This is a genomic window from Microvirga massiliensis, from assembly GCF_001006805.1.
GTDB lineage: Bacteria > Pseudomonadota > Alphaproteobacteria > Rhizobiales > Beijerinckiaceae > Microvirga > Microvirga massiliensis.
Genome location: NZ_LN811357.1, coordinates 281,216 through 299,757 on the forward strand (window position 1 = coordinate 281,216; position 18,542 = coordinate 299,757).

Below are 18,542 nucleotides of genomic sequence, written 5' to 3' on the forward strand. Positions count from 1 at the left end.
TCCTGCACCGGCCCTCTACCAATCGAGCACGATCAGGGATGCCCGCGTTCCGACGCTGAATCCGCCCATGGCATCGAAGATGAGCTTCATCGCCTGCTGAGATGGACCTCGATCGTCGCCTTGCTTGCGCTTGTTCTTCTCGCGTGGCGAAATGCATCCGATGAGCCAGCCGACATGGGGAGCTTCGTGGATCAGGATGCCGGCCTCCGCACCGGTCCCCTGTTGCTTGTAGCCGTGCCCGTGGACCTTCAGGCATTGGCCCTCCGGATTCAGCTTCATCGCGTATTTCTTGTCCAGTTCCGCAACGGCGGATGATCTTATCATCGACAACTCGTAAGGCTCAGTCCTCGGCCTGGTCTGCATATAGAATCCCTTGCCGCTATCGGCCTTGAAGCGCTCCATCGTATCGAATTCGTATAGCTTCGTGACGGTGCCGCCGTCGGCCAGCGCCAGCTCGAGCGCTCTTTCGGCGAACGGAATGAGCGGGCAGGTCTGCTCGGATGAGCGAATGCCCATCGCGTCCATAGCTCTCTGGATCGGTGCCGCCGCGGCCTGTGCAATCGGAACGATCGGCTGCAGAGCCGATGGAAGAGTGGGTGCAGTGCGGAACTTTGCCGATTTGATCTGCGAACCCTGAAACACCGCCAAGCGGCCCCAGCGCCCACTCATTCCGCCGTATTTGAATTCGTCGAGCGGTGTGCGGGTGAGGATTAGTGTGACGTACGACATGGCCATCTCGCGCCTCGCGCGACGCAGCAGAACGCCTCCAAGCCCCAGGGCCTCACTTTAGTGTCGCCTGGCCCGATTTTCTGTGCGCCGGGGTACAAGCGGAGGGAGCGGTTTGTTTGGAGTCATAACTTCTAACGTCGGCGCTGCTACCCTCCCCTTTTCTTGAGAGGCTAGCGCCGCCACCCCTCACCCGCCCTTCGGGGCGACCTCTCCCAGAAGGGACGCCGTGAGGACGGCGCAGCGCGCAGATCCCTTTTGGGTTCGTTCTGCCAAATTGGGGCGACCTCTCCCGTCGAGGGAGAGGTGAGGACGGCGCGGCCTGCACATCGCCTCGCCCCCGACGGGAGAGGTCGGACGCGAGGCGTCCGGGTGAGGCGGGAAATACTGCGGGTTCTTCTAAATGGTGCAGCAAAATGCACGCCTGCCTTCAACGCGCAATTGTTCGCAACAACACGCACATCGACAAACGCGCCATCACAGCCTCCGCAATCTCTATGGCCGCCATTCTGCAGCGAGCATCTCGAGCGACTGTCGAAAGGTCCACGCATAGAAACTCGCCGCGTGTCTTCGTGCTGACGGCTCGCCGCCGCAGCCACCCAAGCGCTCGGCTGTCTCCGTGAAGGTGAGCCCGTCGCCGAGCGTGAGAGCCAGGATGCGCTCCCCGAGCAATCCGATGATCGGCCTGACTTCGTCACGCACGCGCACGGCCTGCGAGGCCCGGTCGAGCGCCGAGATGATGGCTTGGTCGCAGGAGACACCGGCATCGACACGAACGCCGTCGCGCCATGACGAGAGTGTGCGCAATCCGCTGGCGCGCTCGATGACCCGCTGGTAGGTGCGGCCCGTACGATAGGCCGCCTCACTCAGCCGCCCGCGACTGTATTCGTGCTCGAGAGGATCGGTGCGGGTGTTGATCGCTACTCTCCGGCGCCGTCGCGACACTGTCTCGTCCGGATCGTCGACCGCACCATGCCGGATCGTGATCTGACTCCCCCGGCGCCCCTCCTGCGGCAGCGGGTCGGAATATGGCGCGCTGCCGACCGCCTCGTAGCGTCCGAGCCTGAGGGAAGCGGGATCATGATTCTCAGCCATGGCGCACCTCGCGGCTCGGGATGCGGATCATCACAATGGCGGTGCAGACGATGGGCAATGCATAAGGAGAGCGGATCTCCGGCGGTCGTACCGGCGATGTCCTGGTCAATGGCACTGTCGCATCGTTGGGCTGCTCGTGGGCGGCGGCTCGGGGCATGGTCGACTCCAGTGACACCTGGCATTTTCTGATTTTCAGAAATTTCTGTCAATCAGAAAATCGGCTGCCCTTAGCCATGCGTCCGACGCGGTGGACCGTTGCGCTCCACACCGAGTTCAGCCTACATGGCGTCGCCGCCGCGAAGATTGGAGTGCGCCTTTGGCCAGTTCTGACGTCATCCTCGAAACAGAGGGACTGACCAAGTCGTTTCTGGGTTTCGTCGCCGTCCAGGACGTCACGTTCACTCTGCGCCGCGGCCACATCCACGCGGTGATCGGCCCGAATGGCGCCGGGAAGACGACCTTCTTCAACCTGCTCACGAAGTTCCTTCAGCCGACCCGCGGGCGCATTCTCTACAAGGGCGAGGATATCACGGGCCTGAAGCCGGCCGAGATCGCCCGTCGCGGCGTGGTGCGCTCCTTCCAGATCTCGGCGACCTTTCCTCACCTGACGGTGCTCGAGAACGTGCGCATAGCCCTGCAGCGCCACACCGGCACCGCCTATCACTTCTGGAAGCCGGAGGAGACGCTGCACGTCCTCCACGAGCGAGCACGGGAGTTGCTGCGTGAGGTCGGTCTGGAGGGCGAGGCCGACCGGCTTGCCGTCGAGCTCCCCTACGGCCGCAAGCGCGCCCTGGAGATCGCGACGACGATTGCTCTCGAGCCGGAACTCATCCTTCTCGACGAACCCACCCAGGGTATGGGCCATGAGGACATCGACCGCGTGAAGGCGCTGATCCAGCGCGTCGCGAAGGGACGAACGGTCCTGATGGTCGAGCACAACATGAGCGTCATCGCCGACATCTCGGACCGGATCACTGTTCTCCAGCGCGGACAGATCCTGGCCGAAGGACCCTATAGCGAGGTCTCGAAGGATCCTCGCGTCATTGAAGCCTATCTGGGCCAGGGACACTGAGCCGTGACCGATTCTCCCTTCCTCTCCATTCAGAATCTGCACGGCTGGTATGGCGAAAGCCACGTCCTGCATGGCGTCGACGTCAAGGTCCATGAAGGCGAGGTCGTGAGCCTCCTCGGAAGGAATGGCGCCGGCCGCACGAGCACGCTCAGAGCCATTCTCGGTCTCCTGTCCCGCCGTGAGGGCTCGATCCGGATCGCCGGCAAAGAAACGATCTCGATGGCTCCCTACAGGATTCCCCGGCTCGGGATCGGCTACTGCCCGGAGGAGCGCGGCATCTTCGCGAGCCTGACCACCGAAGAGAACCTGGAATTGCCCCCGCGGGTGGCCGAGGGCGGCATGAGCGTCGAGGAAATCTACCGGATTTTCCCGAACCTCGCCGAACGGCGCTCGAGCCCGGGCACGAAGCTGTCGGGCGGCGAGCAGCAGATGCTCGCCATCGCGAGAATTCTGCGCACCGGGGCGAAGCTCCTCCTCCTGGACGAGATCTCGGAGGGACTTGCGCCCGTGATCGTGCAGAAGCTCGCCGATACCATCCGCTTTCTGAAAGGCCGCGGATACACGATCGTAATGGTCGAGCAGAATTTCCGGTTCGCAGCGCCTCTGGCAGATCGCTTCTACGTCATCGAGCACGGCAGCGTCGCGATGGAGCTCAAACAGGCGGAGCTCGAGGCACGGCAGGAAGAACTCGCCCGCTTCCTCGGGGTATGAACAACCATTCTGGAATAGTTTAGGGAGAGAGCATGCGTACATTCCTGATGACGACCGTGGCCGGGGTCGCGATGGCCGTGGCGAGCCCCGGCATGGCCCAGCAGATCTCAGACGACGTCGTGCGGATCGGCATTCTGACCGACCTGTCGGGTGTCTACGCAGATTTCGGCGGCAACGGTGCGATCGAAGCGGCCCGTCTGGCGATCGAGGATCACGGTGGCAAGGTACTCGGAAAGCCGGTCGAACTGATTTCCGCGGATCACCAGAACAAGGCGGATGTCGCGGCGAGCAAGGCGCGGGAGTGGTTCGATACACAGGGCGTCGACCTGATCGCCGAGTCCCTCAACTCCTCGGTGGCGATCGCGGTCTCAAAGGTCGCGACCGAGAAGAAACGGCTCCAGATCGTCACCGGTGCGGCGACGGCCCGTCTGACGAACGAGGACTGCGGCCCGTTCACGATTCACTACGTCTTCGACACCTATGCACTGGCGCACGTCACGGGTTCCGCGGTCGTGAAGGCCGGTGGCGACACCTGGTTCTTCCTCACGGCCGACTACGCCTTCGGGCACAGCCTCGAGAAGGATACCGGCGACTTCGTGACGGCGGCAGGCGGCAAGGTTCTCGGCGCAGTACGGCACCCGCTCTCCGCGTCGGACTTCTCGTCCTTCCTGCTCCAGGCCCAGAGTTCCGGCGCCAAGGTCGTCGGACTCGCGAATGCCGGCGCCGATACGGTGAACTCGATCAAGGCTGCCTTCGACTTCGGCCTCACACCCAAGCAGCAGCTCGCCGGTCTGCTCACGCTGATCACCGACGTGCATGGCCTCGGCATCGAGCAGGCACAGGGACTCTACACGACGGAAGCCTGGTACTGGGATCAGGACGACGCGAGCCGGGCCTTTGCGAAGCGTTATATGGAACGCATCAAGAAGATGCCGAACTCGAACCATGCCGGCGTCTATTCGGCGGTCGCGAACTACCTGAAGGCGGTCGAGGCCGCGAAAACCGACGAGACCGAAGCCGTTACCAAGCAGCTGAAGTCCATGCCCATCAACGACATGTTCGTGAAGAACGGCAAGATTCGCGAGGACGGTCTGCACGTCCATGACATGAAGCTGTTCCAGGTGAAGTCACCGAGCGAGTCGAAGGCGCCCTGGGATTATTACAAGCAGATTGCCGTGGTCCCCGGCGACGAGGCCTTCCAGCCGCTCTCGAAGTCGCGCTGCCCGCTCGTCAAGTCCTGATTCCGTGAATACGCGCCGCGGGAGTCTGCTCCCGCGGCGCAAGTAGCAATCCCGAAAGGCGTCTGATGGAGATCTTCGGCAAGCCGCTTCCCGCCCTCGCCTCGCAGATCGTGCTGGGGCTCGTGAACGGCTCGTTCTATGCGATGCTGTCTCTCGGGCTGGCGGTGATCTTCGGGACGCTCAACATCGTGAACTTTGCGCACGGTGCCTTCTACATGCTCGGCGCGTTCGGTGCTTTCTTCGCACTGACGGCGCTCGGCGTGAACTACTGGTGGGCGCTCCTGCTCGTTCCGCTCGGGGTTGGCCTGATCGGTGTTCTGGTCGAACGCGGGCTGCTGCGCTGGCTCAAGGGCCTTGACCCGCTCTACGGCCTTCTTCTCACCTTCGGGCTGTCGCTCATCCTGGAAGGCGTGCTGCGCGACTTCTACGGCTCGTCCGGGCGCTCCTACCCTCGCCCGCCGGCGCTCAACGGTGTCTGGAATCTCGGCTTCATGGTCCTGCCGGTCTCGCGCGCCTGGGTCATCGGGGTCTCGCTGGTCGTCTGTTTCGCGACTTGGTTCGTCATCGAACGGACCAAGCTGGGCGCCACCCTGCGCGCCGCGACCGAAAATCCGTCTCTTGCGCAGGCCTTCGGTCTCAACGTGCCGCTCCTCGTGACGCTCACCTTCGGTTTCGGCGTCGCCCTCGCCGGGCTCGCCGGCGTACTTGCGGCCTCGGCGGTGCAGATCACGCCGCTCATGGGCTCGAACATCATCATCGCGGTGTTCGCCGTCGTGGTGATCGGCGGCATGGGCTCGATTCTCGGGGCCATCGTGACCGGTCTCGCTCTCGGGGTGATCGAGGGCCTGACCCGCGTCTTCTGGCCGGAGGCCTCGGCAACCGTCGTGTTCCTCGTGATGGCCATCGTGCTCCTCGTGCGGCCTGCCGGCCTGTTCGGAAAAACCTGATGACGAAGTCCCCGCGTCCGTTCCTCGTCTTCGCCGCCCTCGTCGCGATCGGGATCGTTGCCCCGTTCCTGGGGCTCTATCCCATCCTTCTGATGAAGCTCCTATGCTTCGCCCTGTTCGCCTGCGCGTTCAATCTTTTGCTCGGCTTCGTCGGGCTGCTCTCCTTCGGGCACGCCATGTTCTTCGGCGGGGCAGCCTATGCCGCGGGTCACGCCATAAAGGTGTGGGGCTTCTCACCCGAGCTCGGTCTCGTGTTCGGGACGCTCGTGGCGGCGCTGCTCGGCTTGGTGGTGGGGAGCCTCGCAATCCGGAGGCAGGGCATCTACTTCGCCATGATCACCATGGCGCTTGCGCAGATGTTCTATTTCTTCGCGCTGCAGGCGCCCTTCACGGGTGGCGAGGATGGCCTCCAGGGCGTCCCGCGCGGAAATTTGTTCGGCATTCTTCCGATCGGCAACGATCTGACGCTCTACTACGTCGTGCTCGTGGTCGTCGTCGCGGCTTGGCTCCTGATCGCCCGTATCGTGCACTCCCCGTTCGGACAGATCCTCCAGGCGATCCGGGAGAACGAGCAGCGCGCCACGTCGCTCGGCTACGACGTCGACCGGTTCAAGCTCGTCGCCTTCGTGCTGTCTGCCGCCCTTTCGGGCCTCGCCGGCGCCCTGAAGACGATCGTACTCGGCTTCGCAACCCTCACCGACGTCCATTGGGCTACGTCCGGCAGCGTCATCCTGATGACCCTGATCGGGGGCATCGGCACTCTGACGGGTCCTGTCCTCGGGGCTTTCGTGATCACCGGCCTCGAGAACGTCCTCGCCGACCGCGTCGGGTCCTGGGTCACCGTGGTGCTCGGTGTGATCTTCGTCCTGAGCGTGCTGTTGTTCCGCCAGGGGATCGTCGGCACGCTGAGCCACCTGTGGCCACGCTCGAAGGCGAGAGCGTGACTCGGCGCACCGGTGCAGGCGCGGCGAACGGAAACGTGAACCAGCGTCCCTGAAAACTGCCTTTTGCGGAGGGAACGACCCTCCGCCCCCGAGGAGAATTACACTTCTTCGATTTGCTGTTGGCTCCGACGGTCGGGTCTGCCCGAACCGCTCGCACGCAAACACATTCCAACTCGAGCCTGACTTATCCGGGGACCTACGGCCTGCTGGAACGAAGCGCACGAGCGGCACCGGGTCCGGACAGTGTCCTCGCGCAAGCTTCCTATAGCCCTGACGTAAAAAAGCCTTCGATCCGCCCCACATTACGTTACGTAGGGGGATCGTCGATCCCCTATCGAGAGCACGGCTCGCGAAAGTGCTTGCCGGTTTCGCGAGTCGGTCGGGCTCCAGTTGCTAGCGTGAGTGCCATCTCCCGCCCAACCGGCATCCACTTGGGGGGAGAGGACCTCTCGAGCGGAGAGACGCCAAATGGAACATCGGGCGAAAGACGCGCTCCTCACAATCGCCGACGTGACGGCTCAGGAAAGAGGCTTTTTAACCCGCCGTGAGCGCCTCCTGCGCTGGGCCGAGTGCCTGGAGCAGGATCCCTCGCGCCGGCTCCGGTCTCTCGGTGAGATCGAATTCGTGCCCGCTGCCGAACGCCGGGACATCCGCGCCGACGAATCCCCGCTGACCGTCGCCTTCGCGGATCCCATCCTGCGGGCGGACGGCCTCGCGAGCGACCGCCTCGGCGATGCGATGGACTATTTCGAAATTTCGGAATGGCGTGCCCACCGGCTCCTGTGCTCCTGCATGAACGGGTGGCACATCCAGGCCGGATCGTTTGCGAAGAAGCTCCGCCGCATGAGCGATCCCCGGGCGGATCTCCGCACGGGCGCTGTGGTTGCCGGAGCCGTGGGACTGCCGCTGCTCCTGATGCTTCTGATCTGATTGCAGAGGATCGAACCGGCCGCGACGAGCGGCCGGTTCAATGATCATTTCCGACGAGCATGCGGTCGGCACCTGATGCTCACCGCGCAACTGTGGCCGCTCTTAGCCAATCTCACTCGATCCGCACCGTCACACTGACGGATGCGCCCTTTGCATCAATGACGGAGAGTTGCACGAAGCCGGCGCCGTCGGGACGCCATGACGCGTTCCGGCGCAGCAAGCCGGTCTCCACCGGCGCGCCGTTGACGAGCCAGGTGAGCGGAGGCGAACCACCCGTCGCCTTCATGACGAGCCGGCTCCCGCCCTCCACCCCGCCAGTCATACCGAGTTCGACGCGCGATCCGTCGATCGGATAGCTGATGTGCAGGGGCGCCTGCGCGAGGGACAGCAATGTCTTCGGCACGTCGTTGCGCACATGGCGAAGCGGCGGTGGCAAGTTTGCGGTGGTTGCAACGAGCGCATGGGTCGGACGAGCGATCGGCTGCGGTTCAATCCCGAGCCGCGCAAAAGCATCGAACAGGATCGGCGCGGCAACGACCCGGCCCACGAGCCCGGGAACCGCACTGCCATCCGGCCGACCGACCCAGACGCCGATCGTGAAGTCGCGGTCGAACCCGACGGCCCAGGCGTCGCGGTATCCGTAGGACGTGCCTGTCTTGTAGGCGATACGGTTTGCGAGCGCCCGATCCGGCGGCGGCGCCCCTCGGAGGATGTCGGCGACATACCAGGCCGCGACCGGATCCGCGATCGCACCGCTTTCGGTCACAGGATCGGAGTCTTGCCTGCGGCGCAGCACCGGCACCGAGCCACCTCGCGCCAGACCCGCATAGAGCCTCGTGAGATCGGTCAGCGTCACGCCGAGGCCTCCGAGACCCACCGCCAGCCCCGGCGGTGCATCCCGCGGCAGCACCGCCTGCGCACCAGCGCTGTCGAGGCGAGCGAGCAGTCGCGCAACACCGACCTGCTGCAGAAGTTCGACGGCGGGCACGTTCAGCGAGAGCTGGAGCGCGCGCCGCGCCGTCACGATGCCGAGATGATGGAGGTCGAAATTCTCCGGCTGCCAGATTCCGAAGCGGGTCGGGCGATCGTCGAGCAGTGTCTCGGGATGGGCGATGCCCTGCTCGAAGGCGAGAGCATAGATGAAGGGCTTCAGCGCCGATCCGGGCGAGCGGATCGCGGTGGTCATGTCGATGGCCCCCGCACGCTCGCTGTCGAGATAGCCGGCGCTCCCCACAAGGGCCCGGATCTCGCCGGTCGCGTTATGGACGACGATGATCGCCACCGACAGCCGTGGGCCGAGTTGTGCCGCTCGCTCACGCGCCAATCCCTCGAGCGATTCCTGCAGGCGGCCGTCGATCGCAAGGCGGTGCACGGCATCAGCGGGACGCTCGGTTATGGCTGCCTCGGCCAAGTGGGCAGCATGCATGGGGAAGGCCTGCCGCCCTGCCGGCAGCGCCTCCGCACTGGCTCGGCGAACCTCGTCCTCGGCCACGAGGCCGGCGGCAGCCACGCGCTCGAGGACTCGATCACGAGCCAGCCGCGCCGCCGCGGGAAAGCGATCCGGGCGCCGTGCTTCCGGTGCCTGCGGCAGCGCGACGAGGAGCGCTGCTTCGGTGGCCGACAGGCGCTTCGGCTCCCGTCCGAAATAGGACAGGCTCGCGGCACGGACGCCTTCGAGATTGCCGCCGTAAGGCGCGAGCGCGAGATAGAGTTCGAGGATCTGCGACTTCGACAACCGCTGCTCGAGTTGAACGGAGCGGATCATCTGGCGCAGCTTCGCCGCGAGCGAGCGTTCGGCGCGCGGCTCGAGAAGGCGCGCCACCTGCATCGTGAGCGTCGAAGCTCCGGACACCACGCGTCCATGCCAGGCGAATTGGAATGCAGCACGAAGGAGCGCGCGCGGGTCGATGCCGTGATGGGACTCGAAGCGGGAATCTTCGTACGCCTTCAGCATCGCGAGAAAGCGAGGATCGACATCGCCGATACTTACCGGGAGACGCCAGCGCCCGTCACGCGTCGCGAAGGGACGCAGCAGGTTTCCATCGCGGTCGAGGACGACCGTCGAGCGCTCCTCTGCGACAGCAAGATCGAGCGGCGGCAGCGCGCGTGCGAGCAAAATCGCGCCCACGGCTCCTGCGAGAACCACCGCAGTAATGCTACCGCCCACTGCGAGAAGGCTCTTACGCAGCCTCGTCCTGCGCCCTGACGACTCCGGTTTCATGGTCAGGGTCGTGCGGTGACGATCTCGACCGTTCCGGTGGCGGTGCGTCCGAAGTTTTCCGGGCGGTACATGTCCTCGATCTGCGCCGGCGGGTGCACGTAGCGGCCGGGCGCAACTGCACGGACGATGTAGGCCACCATGAACGATGCCGGGCCGTTCGCAGGCCGGTCGAACGCCGCCACAAATCGGTCGTCCCGATATTCGGCATGCGCGGGTTCGATCTCCGTCTTCAGCCAATCGAGCGCCGCAACGGAGCCGCTGCTGACCAGATTCGGATTGTCGATCTCGAAGCCGGCCGGCAAGCGGTCGACGAGGAGAAGGCGCGCGGCGGTGCTCGTCGCGTCATTGATCTTGAGGACCGTGACGAGGCGATCGTTCTGGCGCACCTGGGCGGGATTCACCGCCGTTCCGTCGAGGCGGAAATAGGACCGCTCCACATTGTAGCCCCGCGACAGGGGCGGCTCGGGTGCCAGCGGATTTCCGGCCACACTGACGACGAGTTGCACCGGTACCGCGCCCGCATTGGCGATGGTGAGCGGCTGCCGCGCCAACATCTCGTCGGAGAGGCGGCGCTGGAATGCGCCTTTGTGCTCGGCGCCGTCGACGCGGAACATCATTGCCTTTGCGTCCGGCAGAGCCGCGTCGGCCGCAAGCACCATCCAGGCATTCTCCTGCGTGCTCGTAGCACGTCCAGTGGCCCGTTCGTCCTCCAGGATTTGCGCAACCGGCTGCACGAGATCCGAGGCTCTGCCTGCTTCGCTCGCGAGCGCGAGGAGCCCTGCGCCGTCGCGCAGGCGCGATCCGTAATCGGCACGGTACGTGTTCCGATCCCGGATCTCTCGCAGCCGAGCCAGAGCGGCGGAGAACACCGTCTGTGCGCGACCGCGATCGCCGAGCAGTGCGAGTGCCGCGCCGATCTGCGCGCGCGCGAGGGGCGACTCGAAGGCAGCGAGCTTCGTGTCTGCGAGATAGCGGAGATCTCCCATCACGGGCCGCCCATTGCGGGCCAGCACGTAAGCCGCATAGGCGAGTTCCGCTGCGCTTTCCTCGACATTCGTCGTGTTGGCGACGAAGTTGCGCAGCCGGTCGAGCGCCTGGCCGAATGCCGATTGCGGCAACGTGAAGCCGCGCTCGCGGGCACGGGTCAGGAAATCCGTCACATAGGCATCGAGCCAGAGATCGTCGCCACCAACAGTCCACAGTCCGAACGAGCCTGCCGAATCCTGACGCGCAAGAAGGCGCTCGATCGCATCGCGCACACGCTCGTCGACGTCGAGATCGGGGCGCAAGGCTTCCGCTGCAGCGAGGCGGTTGACGTAGAGCAACGGCATTGCCCGGCTGACGATCTGCTCCGAGCATCCATAGGGAAACCGGTCGAGCGCTGCCAGGAGACCTGGAACGTCGAGCGCAGCCAGCGTCGTGAGGGACACGGTTGTCTCGGCCGTGCCCGGCACGAGATCGGCGACGAGATCGTGGGAGAGCGTCACACTCGCGCCGGGATCGAGCGTTCGCACGGTACGCCGCACGAGTCCGCCGCTCCCCGGCTGCACGCGCAACGCGTAGCTCTGGGTCACGGCAGTTCCCTCGCCCGACACGGTGACATCGATCGTCGCGGTTCCCGGACCTGCTGCCGTCACGGGCAGGGTCAACGTCGCCCGACTCTGCGGATCGAGGCGCAACGTAGTGCGCAGCGCATCGACCGGCACGATGACCGGTCCCTTGATGTCGACATCGACCTGGTACTCGCCACCCCTCCCCTCGACATTGTCGACCTGAATGAAGAACCGAGACTGATCGCCGATCGACAGGAAACGCGGAAGCGTGCCTGTGACCACCACGGGATCGCGGATCACCGTCTCGGCCACCGCGTGGCCGACGCGGTCCTTCGTCCAGGCCACGGCCATGATCCGCGCAGTCCCGTTGAAGGACGGGAGTTCGAAATCGGCCCTGGCGGAGCCATCCGCCGCGACGCGCACGATTCCCGAGAAGCGTGCGAGCGGCTCCTGTGTCGGCGGGATACCTTCGAGCGCAGCGGGTTCCGCGTCGCCTCCGGAGCGGATTGCGCCGCGCGTGCCCTGCATGCCGTCGATCAGGTAGCCATAGAGATCGCGGATTTCCGTCCCGAGCTGACGCTGCCCCAGGAAATAGTTCTCCGGGTTCGGAGACTCGTAGGCGGTCAGGTTCAGGATGCCGACATCGACCGCAGCAACCGTGACGCGCGCCTCCTCGCCGGGCGACAGGCCGTCGACGCGCACCGGGATCGTCAGCGTTCCGCGTGGCCTGACCTGCGCCGGCGCATCCATGGTGACCGCGAGAGTTCGCGCCGATCGATCGACCTCGAACCATGCGAGCCCGAGCGCCCGCCCTGGCATTCGCCGGGCAGCCTGATCGAGCGGGCGGTGAGCCATGGCGACGACATAGGCGCCCGTCCCCAATCCGGCCTCGACCGGCAGCGAGATCTCGATGCCGTCGGCCGGCACGTCGACGACCCGGATGGCCTGAACCCGGCCGCCGACGATCGCGAGGGTCGCCTTGCCGCCGAACCGCGGCGACAGACGAACCTTCATGATGTCACCCGTCCGGTAGCTCGCACGATCGAGGTTCAGGTCGAGGAGATCCGGCGTCTCGGCGGTGACCTCTCCGGACCATCCCACCGTGAAAGAGAGGCTCGTATGCGCGCGCTCGCCGAGTTCCGGCGCGGCGATGTCGAGGCGGTACGATCCCCAGTTCACCGGCGCCGTGATGCGCGCGACCGCATCGGCGGTCAGATCGAGACGACCATCGGCTACGCGCCGCACGGACTGGATCGGTTCGTAACCCCACCGGCCTTCGCTGTTGTACCATTGATACCGCTTCTCGACCCGCGACAGCGTCCAGGCGACACCCGATTTTGCGAGGCGCCGGCCATCGGGCGCCGCCAGCACGGATTCGAAGGTCGCGGTGTCGCCGTCCTTCAGTTCGCCGAAGGCCTTCCTGATGCCGATGACGGGTCCACCGGGGAGGATCGGAAGCACGATCCTGCGCTCCACGGCGCGTCCGCCGGGCTCGCCGACCCGCAGGACCACGCGTGCCTGCGTCGGGCGCGGCGCCGTCACCTCCTGGATGGGCGCCCGCACGGTTGCACGGCCCTCAGCATCCGTCGTGACCGTCTCCTCGAGTTCGACGGTCGAGGCTTCGAAATCCTCGTCATCGAGTCCGACCGTGAAGCCCTCGAGGCCCGGAACTGCGCTCACGCTCGCCTCTTCTACGGACACTTCGCCAGAAATCTCGAGGCCTGAGCCGGGTGCGCCGAAGAGATAGCGCGTCTCGACATCGATCTCTGCGGGCTCTCCCGGTCGCAAGCGTTTCGCCTTCGGCGTCAGCACCACATCGAGCCGCTCGGGGACGTAATCCTCGACGAGGAAGCTCGTCTCGCCGACGGCACTGCCCTTCGGATCCGTGAAAGCAGTAACGCGCCAGGTGCCGCGCATGGCTCCGGGCAGAATCGGGACCGACAATATGCGACCGCCGAGTCCCTGATCCTCGACGACCATGCGGCGCGCCTCGACGCCGTCCGGACGCTTTACCACGAACGTGAGCGGGACACCTGAAACGGCAACGCCACCGGAATCGCGCAGGAGGGCGGAAACGAAGGCCGTCTCTCCGGTGCGATAGACGCCGCGCTCTGCGTAGAGGAACGCATCGACTCCCGCGGCCGGCGGACGTCCCTTAACGCCGCGGTCGGTCAGGTCGAAGGCCGAACCGGTGAGATCGAGAAAGCCGTAATCCGTTTCGAAGCTCGCAACAACGAGACCGGGCGCGAGACCGCCCTGCCCGCGCGCGAGACCGGGATCAAACACCGCATATCCATTCGCATCCGAAGTCTTCGTGGCAAGGACCTCGTTGTTGCGCGCAACGAGGCGCAGTTCGACATTGGCCACGGGCTCGGCGCTCGCGAGCGAACGCACGAAGACGTGGACACCGTCCTTGCCCTTGAAGGCCGTCAGTCCGAGGTCCGAGACGACGAACCACTGGGTTGCCGTGGGCTCCCAGTCCGAGCCGTTATCGGGCGCACCTTTCGGCCGTGCGGTCATCACATAGACGCCCGGCTGAAGGACGCCCACCGCCTCGGTGACGGGGAATGCCGTGATGACGTCGCGGTTCAGGTCGGAGGTCGTATCGAGCGTCCCGGACCAGATTTTGAATCCACTCTCGGAAGCAATCTGCGCAGCGGAGGACCGGCTCAATTGCGCCAGAAATTCCTCCGACCGGACCGTCGGCAGCAGGCTGCGGTCCCCGATCCGGGCAATGTCGATCTCGACCTGCGAGGTGTTGACGGAGACAACGGGAATGCCTTCCTGTCCCGTTCGCGGCAACACATAGGTGCGGCCCGTGAAGCGGACCTGCGGCGAGCGATCCCGTACATAGACTTCGTAATCGGCATTCTTCAGGAGCGTTTCGTCGACCGCGGACGGCAAGCCCTGGCGCAACACGAAGGCATAACGCTGGCCGTGCTGAAGCCCATCGACACAGAGCTGATTTCCCTCGGCCGTCACCGCCGCATTCGCCGTGCCGGAGATCGCCACGAACGGCGCAAAATCGACCTTGCCGTTCGCCAGCGGATCCGAGAACTGGAAGCAGACTCGCGGCGACGCGGAATCGGAATCGATCCTGTAATCGACGATACGGAAACCATGCATTTCGCGGAGCGACTCGTACGTCTGCCGCACCGTCGGATCATCGGCGATCTGCAGGCTCGCGCGATAGGTATTGAGCGCGGGGTGCCACATCTCCCTGAGAACATAGATCTCTGCGAGGGTCGCGAGGGCGCGTGCCTCGTCGGCGCTCGTCGTCGCGCGCAGATAGGCCGTATGAGCCGCGACCGTCATCCGTTCCTGCAGGCGATAGCGCTCGCTCCAATCTGCCGGCTGAACCGCCTGGGCGGAGCGCGCATAGGCGAGCCAATTCGCGGCATTCGAGGGCTCGGTCGCGATTGCGGCAGTTGCCAGCGCAAGCGCGCGGCGGGGGTCGCGCGCGAGGACCGCCTCCGCATCCCGTCGCATCTGCGCCGCGCTGCCGCCTGCCGTGCGTCCGGCTTCGCCCTTGAGCTGCGCCTCAAGCCGCTGTCCTTCACCAGCCAGCGCCTCCGGCTGATAGGTTTTCTGGGCAGCTGCCGACGAAGCCGACAGGAGTGCAGCCGCAAGAGCGACGACATAATGGATTGTCCGGATCATTTCGCACCCCGCGGCAGATCCCGGGAGCCTATTCCTGTTCGATGACGCGCGGAAGATCGCTCCGAGCCCTCACCTTCGAGTCACGATGCCGAACGAGATTGCTTGCAATCGTCGTCTGCTCTGCAACGATGCACCGCCAGAGGGTTCGTCACACATGCTCGTGCGTGTCGGCGTCTGCATCGCCGCACTTCTCATGATCGTCCTCCCACCGGGTGCCGTTGCGCAAAGTCAACCGGCCGCATCGGCACGCGCCATGCAGCAGGCGTTCCAATCCGCAAAAACAGCCTTCGAGATGCTCCCGGAACAGGAGCGACGCCGGATCCAGGAATCTCTCGCCCTGATCGGAGATCTCAGGGCCGTTGAAGGTACGGGTTTCAGCCGGCCCGTCCTCGATGCGGTTCTCGCATTCCAGCGCAGAGCTCGACTTGAGGCGACGGGTCTCGTCGATGCCAAGACGCGCGCTGCGCTGGCAGCAGCCGCGAAGGGGCCTCGCGAGGCGAGCGGTTTCAGGCTGATCGATGACGAGCGCACCGGCGTACGGATCGAGGTTCCCGAGCGCGTGCTCCCGAAGCGAAGCGTGAATCCGGGCGGCGGCTCACGCTGGCAGAGCGCGGACGAACGGGTCACCCTCGACACCCGGCCCGTTCAGGAAGCGGGCGCTACCCTGCAGTCCCTCTATGATCGCAACCTTTCGATCCGCGCACCCGGCCGCCAGGTCACCACGAAGCGGATCGGTCCCGACTCCTTCGTGATCGCGGGAGAGACGCCGACCGGTCGATTCTACACGCAATACGGCAGCGGTCCGGACGGCCTGCGTGGATTCTCGATCGGCTACGACAAGGCGCTCTCGTCCGAGATCGATCCTCTCGTCGTCGCGATAGCGGCAAGCTTCGCGCCGTTCCCAGCGCCCGCCGCGCCTTCCGCCGAAGATCGTTCGGCCGCCGCGAGCGAGGCCAACCGCCCGCGCCTGATCGCGACGGGACTTGTCGTAGCGCCCGGGCGCATCGTCACAGCAGCCTCCATCGAGACCTGCAGGGATCTTCGCGTGGGCGATCGCGCCGTGAAGGTCCTTCCGGTGACGGGTCCGCTCCGGATCATCGAGACCGACCAGATCCAGCAGACCACGAGTCCCGGCGCGCGTGCGGCGCCGCTGACGCCCGAGACCGCGCTCCTCGCTCTGTTCTTCATGCTCGATCGCGGACAGCCGACTCTGGTCGCGGCATCAGCGCTCGCCATGCCGGACGGCACGGTCTCGGGGCCGCTGCAGCATGGCGCCGCCGGGGCGCCGCTCTTCGATCGCTCGGGCCGGCTCGCGGGCTTCGTCGGAGATCTGGCGCCGCCGCGATTCACTGCCGGCATTTCGCCCTCGGCCCACCATCCGCTCGTCCTGGCCGCGGCCACCGATGCGATCCCAGCCTCTGCCCCGCAGGCGACCTCCGCGGGAGAACGCAGTGCAGGAGACCTCGCGGCGGCATTTCGCGGCGCAATCGTGCCGCTCTTCTGCGGTTCATGAGCGCCATGTCCGAATCATCGTATCGCCGCCGCCTCACCGCTGATCTCCGCAACTGGCAGGAGAACGGCTGGGTCACGCCGGAAGGCGCGGCGGCCATCCTGCAGTCACTTCCGGTCTCTCGCGTGCGCGGCGGTTTCTCGGGCCTGATCGCCATCCTCGGCGCCGTTCTGCTCGGTCTCGGCACCCTGTCTTTCGTCGCAGCGAATTGGGAGGCCATCCCACGCCCGATACGGCTCCTGCTCCTGATGCTCGCCCTCGGGGGAGCCCACGGCCTTGCGGCTCACCTGTGGACGCAAGGTCGAATTCTTGCCGCGGAAGCGAGCATGCTTCTCGCCGGTCTCGTCTTCGCGGCGTCCATCGCCCTCATTGGACAGAGCTATCATCTGTCGGGTGAGTTCAGCGACGCTGTTCTCCTGTTCGCAGGCGGCTGCCTCGGAGCGGCTTTCTTGGTGCATTCGACAGCCATGATGGCTCTCGGTATGGCCGGCGCCCTGTTCTGGTCCGGGCTGATCACGGAAGCGACCGAGGCGCCGCACTGGCCCGGCTACTGGCCCGTTCTGGCAGGGCTGGCACTCGCCGTGCACCTCGACAACCGCATCGCCCGCATGGCGGCGATCTCCGGGTGCCTCGGCTGGATCGCGCTCGTGCTCTATGCGCTCGGCCAATCGGGGGACTGGCCCGCCGGCGGTGTTCTTGCCACCGGTGCCGTCACGGCGCTGGCCCTATGGGCGGTCGGCGTCACCGTCACGAACCACCCGAATGCAGCAATCGGACGCCTGGGCTCCGACCTTCTGGTCCCGGCCCTAAGTGCAGTGCTCCTCGCGCTCTTTGCATTGCAGGTCGTGCCGCTCGCAGAGACGCCGGACCGCCGTCTCGACTGGCTGCCGTTCGCCTGTCTCGGCGCCCTCGTGCCGGTTGGTCTCGCGGCCTTCGCCTTGTCTCGGACGCGCGCCTCCCGGACCGATCTCGGTGCCGTGGTGCTCCTGGCGGGCGGGAGCCTTGCACTCGCGGCCCTGTCGCCGGAGGACGGATTCATGGCGCGTCTTGCCGGCGGTGCCCTGGTCCTGCTCGGCGGGGTTTGGGTCGCCGCGCTCGGCCACGAGGGCCGCAACGGATTCGGCTCCCGTACCGGTCTCGTCGCGTTCGGTGCCGAAGCGGTCTATCTCTACACCATCACGCTCGGTACGCTCCTCGATACGGCTGTCGCGCTGTTCGCAGGCGGGCTCCTCTTCATCGCCGTGTCCTATGCGCTTCTTCGGTTTCGACGCCGCCTCGGTGCGGCAGGAGCAACCTCGTGATCGCCCGTCGCATTCGCCGCGGTGCGCTGGCGGCTTTCCTGCTGCAGGCCGCGCTGCTTGCCTGGCTCGTTGCCGACCGGGCCATTCTGCTGCGAACCGGCACCGAGATCCGACTCGCCGTGGTCCCCGTCGATCCGAGAGACCTGTTGCGGGGCGACTACGTCGTCCTCGCGACGCCGCTCTCGCGAATCCGCACGGACGTGTTGAGCGGCGACGATGCATTCAGCATCGGAGAGACGGTTTTCGTAGCTCTGGAACGTAGCGGGGACGCGTGGCGGCCCATCGCCGTGCACAGGAAGCGACCTGCCGACGCACTCGTTCTGCAGGGCCGCATCTCGGGGCCTGACGGGGTCGCGGATTGCACCGATCCCTGTCGCGCCTATCGTGTGGAATACGGCCTCGAACGCTTCTTCGTCCCGGAGGGAAAGGGCCGGGAGCTCGAGCGTCTGCGCAACGGCGAGCAGCTCGAGGTCGACGTGGCGGTTGCCGGAAGCGGCCGCGCCGCACTCAAGCGCCTTATTCGAGACGGGCGAGTTCTGTACGAGGTGGATCTGCTTTAGGGCAATCCGGGAGCAGAAGCCACGTTCCGCCTTCGAGTGCTGCCGGAGGAGCGTGGCGGCCGGACGCACTC

14 protein-coding genes are annotated in these 18,542 nt (G+C 65.7%); 9 read left to right on the forward strand and 5 right to left on the reverse strand.

The features are described 5' to 3' along the window. Window positions 1-15: 15 nt before the first annotated feature. From BN1233_RS23660 to BN1233_RS47210, 3 genes are all read right to left on the reverse strand, one after another. A complete protein-coding gene (locus tag BN1233_RS23660) occupies window positions 16-729 on the reverse strand; it encodes a hypothetical protein (RefSeq protein WP_147707470.1) in 714 nt (237 codons plus the stop codon). A 492-nt stretch (window positions 730-1,221) separates the two neighbouring features. After that, window positions 1,222-1,821: a hypothetical protein gene (locus BN1233_RS23665; RefSeq protein WP_046866049.1), complete on the reverse strand. Its 600-nt coding sequence runs from the start codon at window positions 1,819-1,821 to the stop codon at window positions 1,222-1,224. Then, entirely contained in the window at window positions 1,814-1,978 is a 165-nt protein-coding gene (locus BN1233_RS47210; RefSeq protein WP_154678290.1) for a hypothetical protein, read from the reverse strand. Before BN1233_RS47210 ends, BN1233_RS23665 begins: the two co-directional genes overlap by 8 nt. 159 nt (window positions 1,979-2,137) lie before the next feature. Between BN1233_RS47210 and BN1233_RS23670 the strand changes: the two genes are divergently transcribed. The 6 genes from BN1233_RS23670 (at window position 2,138) to BN1233_RS23695 (ending at window position 7,666) form a co-directional block, all read left to right on the forward strand. Further along, a complete protein-coding gene (locus tag BN1233_RS23670; RefSeq protein ID WP_046866050.1) occupies window positions 2,138-2,893 on the forward strand; it encodes an ABC transporter ATP-binding protein in 756 nt (251 codons plus the stop codon). 3 nt (window positions 2,894-2,896) lie between these two features. Then, window positions 2,897-3,604, forward strand: a complete 708-nt coding sequence (locus BN1233_RS23675) for an ABC transporter ATP-binding protein (protein WP_046866051.1) — start codon at window positions 2,897-2,899, stop codon at window positions 3,602-3,604. A 32-nt stretch (window positions 3,605-3,636) separates the two neighbouring features. Next, window positions 3,637-4,845 (forward strand): ABC transporter substrate-binding protein, encoded by a 1,209-nt coding sequence (locus BN1233_RS23680; protein ID WP_052763899.1) that lies wholly within the window; start codon window positions 3,637-3,639, stop codon window positions 4,843-4,845. Window positions 4,846-4,910: 65 nt separating this feature from the next. Next, entirely contained in the window at window positions 4,911-5,792 is an 882-nt protein-coding gene (locus tag BN1233_RS23685) for a branched-chain amino acid ABC transporter permease (protein WP_046866052.1), read from the forward strand. Beyond that, a complete protein-coding gene (locus tag BN1233_RS23690; RefSeq protein ID WP_046866053.1) occupies window positions 5,792-6,736 on the forward strand; it encodes a branched-chain amino acid ABC transporter permease in 945 nt (314 codons plus the stop codon). The genes BN1233_RS23685 and BN1233_RS23690 overlap by 1 nt, the downstream gene beginning before the upstream one ends. 468 nt (window positions 6,737-7,204) lie before the next feature. Beyond that, window positions 7,205-7,666 carry a hypothetical protein gene (locus BN1233_RS23695; protein WP_048708419.1) on the forward strand — a complete coding sequence of 154 codons (462 nt, stop codon included), beginning with the start codon at window positions 7,205-7,207 and terminating at the stop codon, window positions 7,664-7,666. Window positions 7,667-7,778: 112 nt separating this feature from the next. Here the strand turns inward: BN1233_RS23695 and pbpC are convergent, their stop codons facing one another. Together pbpC and BN1233_RS23705 are read right to left on the reverse strand one after the other, a co-directional pair. Then, window positions 7,779-9,887, reverse strand: a complete 2,109-nt coding sequence (gene pbpC / locus BN1233_RS23700) for a penicillin-binding protein 1C (protein WP_046866054.1) — start codon at window positions 9,885-9,887, stop codon at window positions 7,779-7,781. A gap of 2 nt (window positions 9,888-9,889) precedes the next feature. Further along, window positions 9,890-15,100 carry an alpha-2-macroglobulin family protein gene (locus tag BN1233_RS23705; protein WP_046866055.1) on the reverse strand — a complete coding sequence of 1,737 codons (5,211 nt, stop codon included), beginning with the start codon at window positions 15,098-15,100 and terminating at the stop codon, window positions 9,890-9,892. A gap of 154 nt (window positions 15,101-15,254) precedes the next feature. Here BN1233_RS23705 and BN1233_RS23710 point away from each other — a divergent pair, with 154 nt between their 5' ends. The 3 genes from BN1233_RS23710 to BN1233_RS48525 are packed head-to-tail and all read left to right on the forward strand — an operon-like array spanning window position 15,255 to window position 18,471. After that, the gene (locus tag BN1233_RS23710; RefSeq protein ID WP_046866208.1) at window positions 15,255-16,613 is read left to right on the forward strand and encodes a peptidoglycan-binding domain-containing protein; all 1,359 of its coding nucleotides are present in this window, start codon (window positions 15,255-15,257) and stop codon (window positions 16,611-16,613) included. A 5-nt stretch (window positions 16,614-16,618) separates the two neighbouring features. Continuing rightward, window positions 16,619-17,911: a DUF2157 domain-containing protein gene (locus BN1233_RS23715; protein ID WP_046866056.1), complete on the forward strand. Its 1,293-nt coding sequence runs from the start codon at window positions 16,619-16,621 to the stop codon at window positions 17,909-17,911. Continuing rightward, entirely contained in the window at window positions 17,908-18,471 is a 564-nt protein-coding gene (locus tag BN1233_RS48525; RefSeq protein ID WP_046866057.1) for a GDYXXLXY domain-containing protein, read from the forward strand. Before BN1233_RS23715 ends, BN1233_RS48525 begins: the two co-directional genes overlap by 4 nt. The last annotated feature ends 71 nt before the right edge of the window (window positions 18,472-18,542 follow it).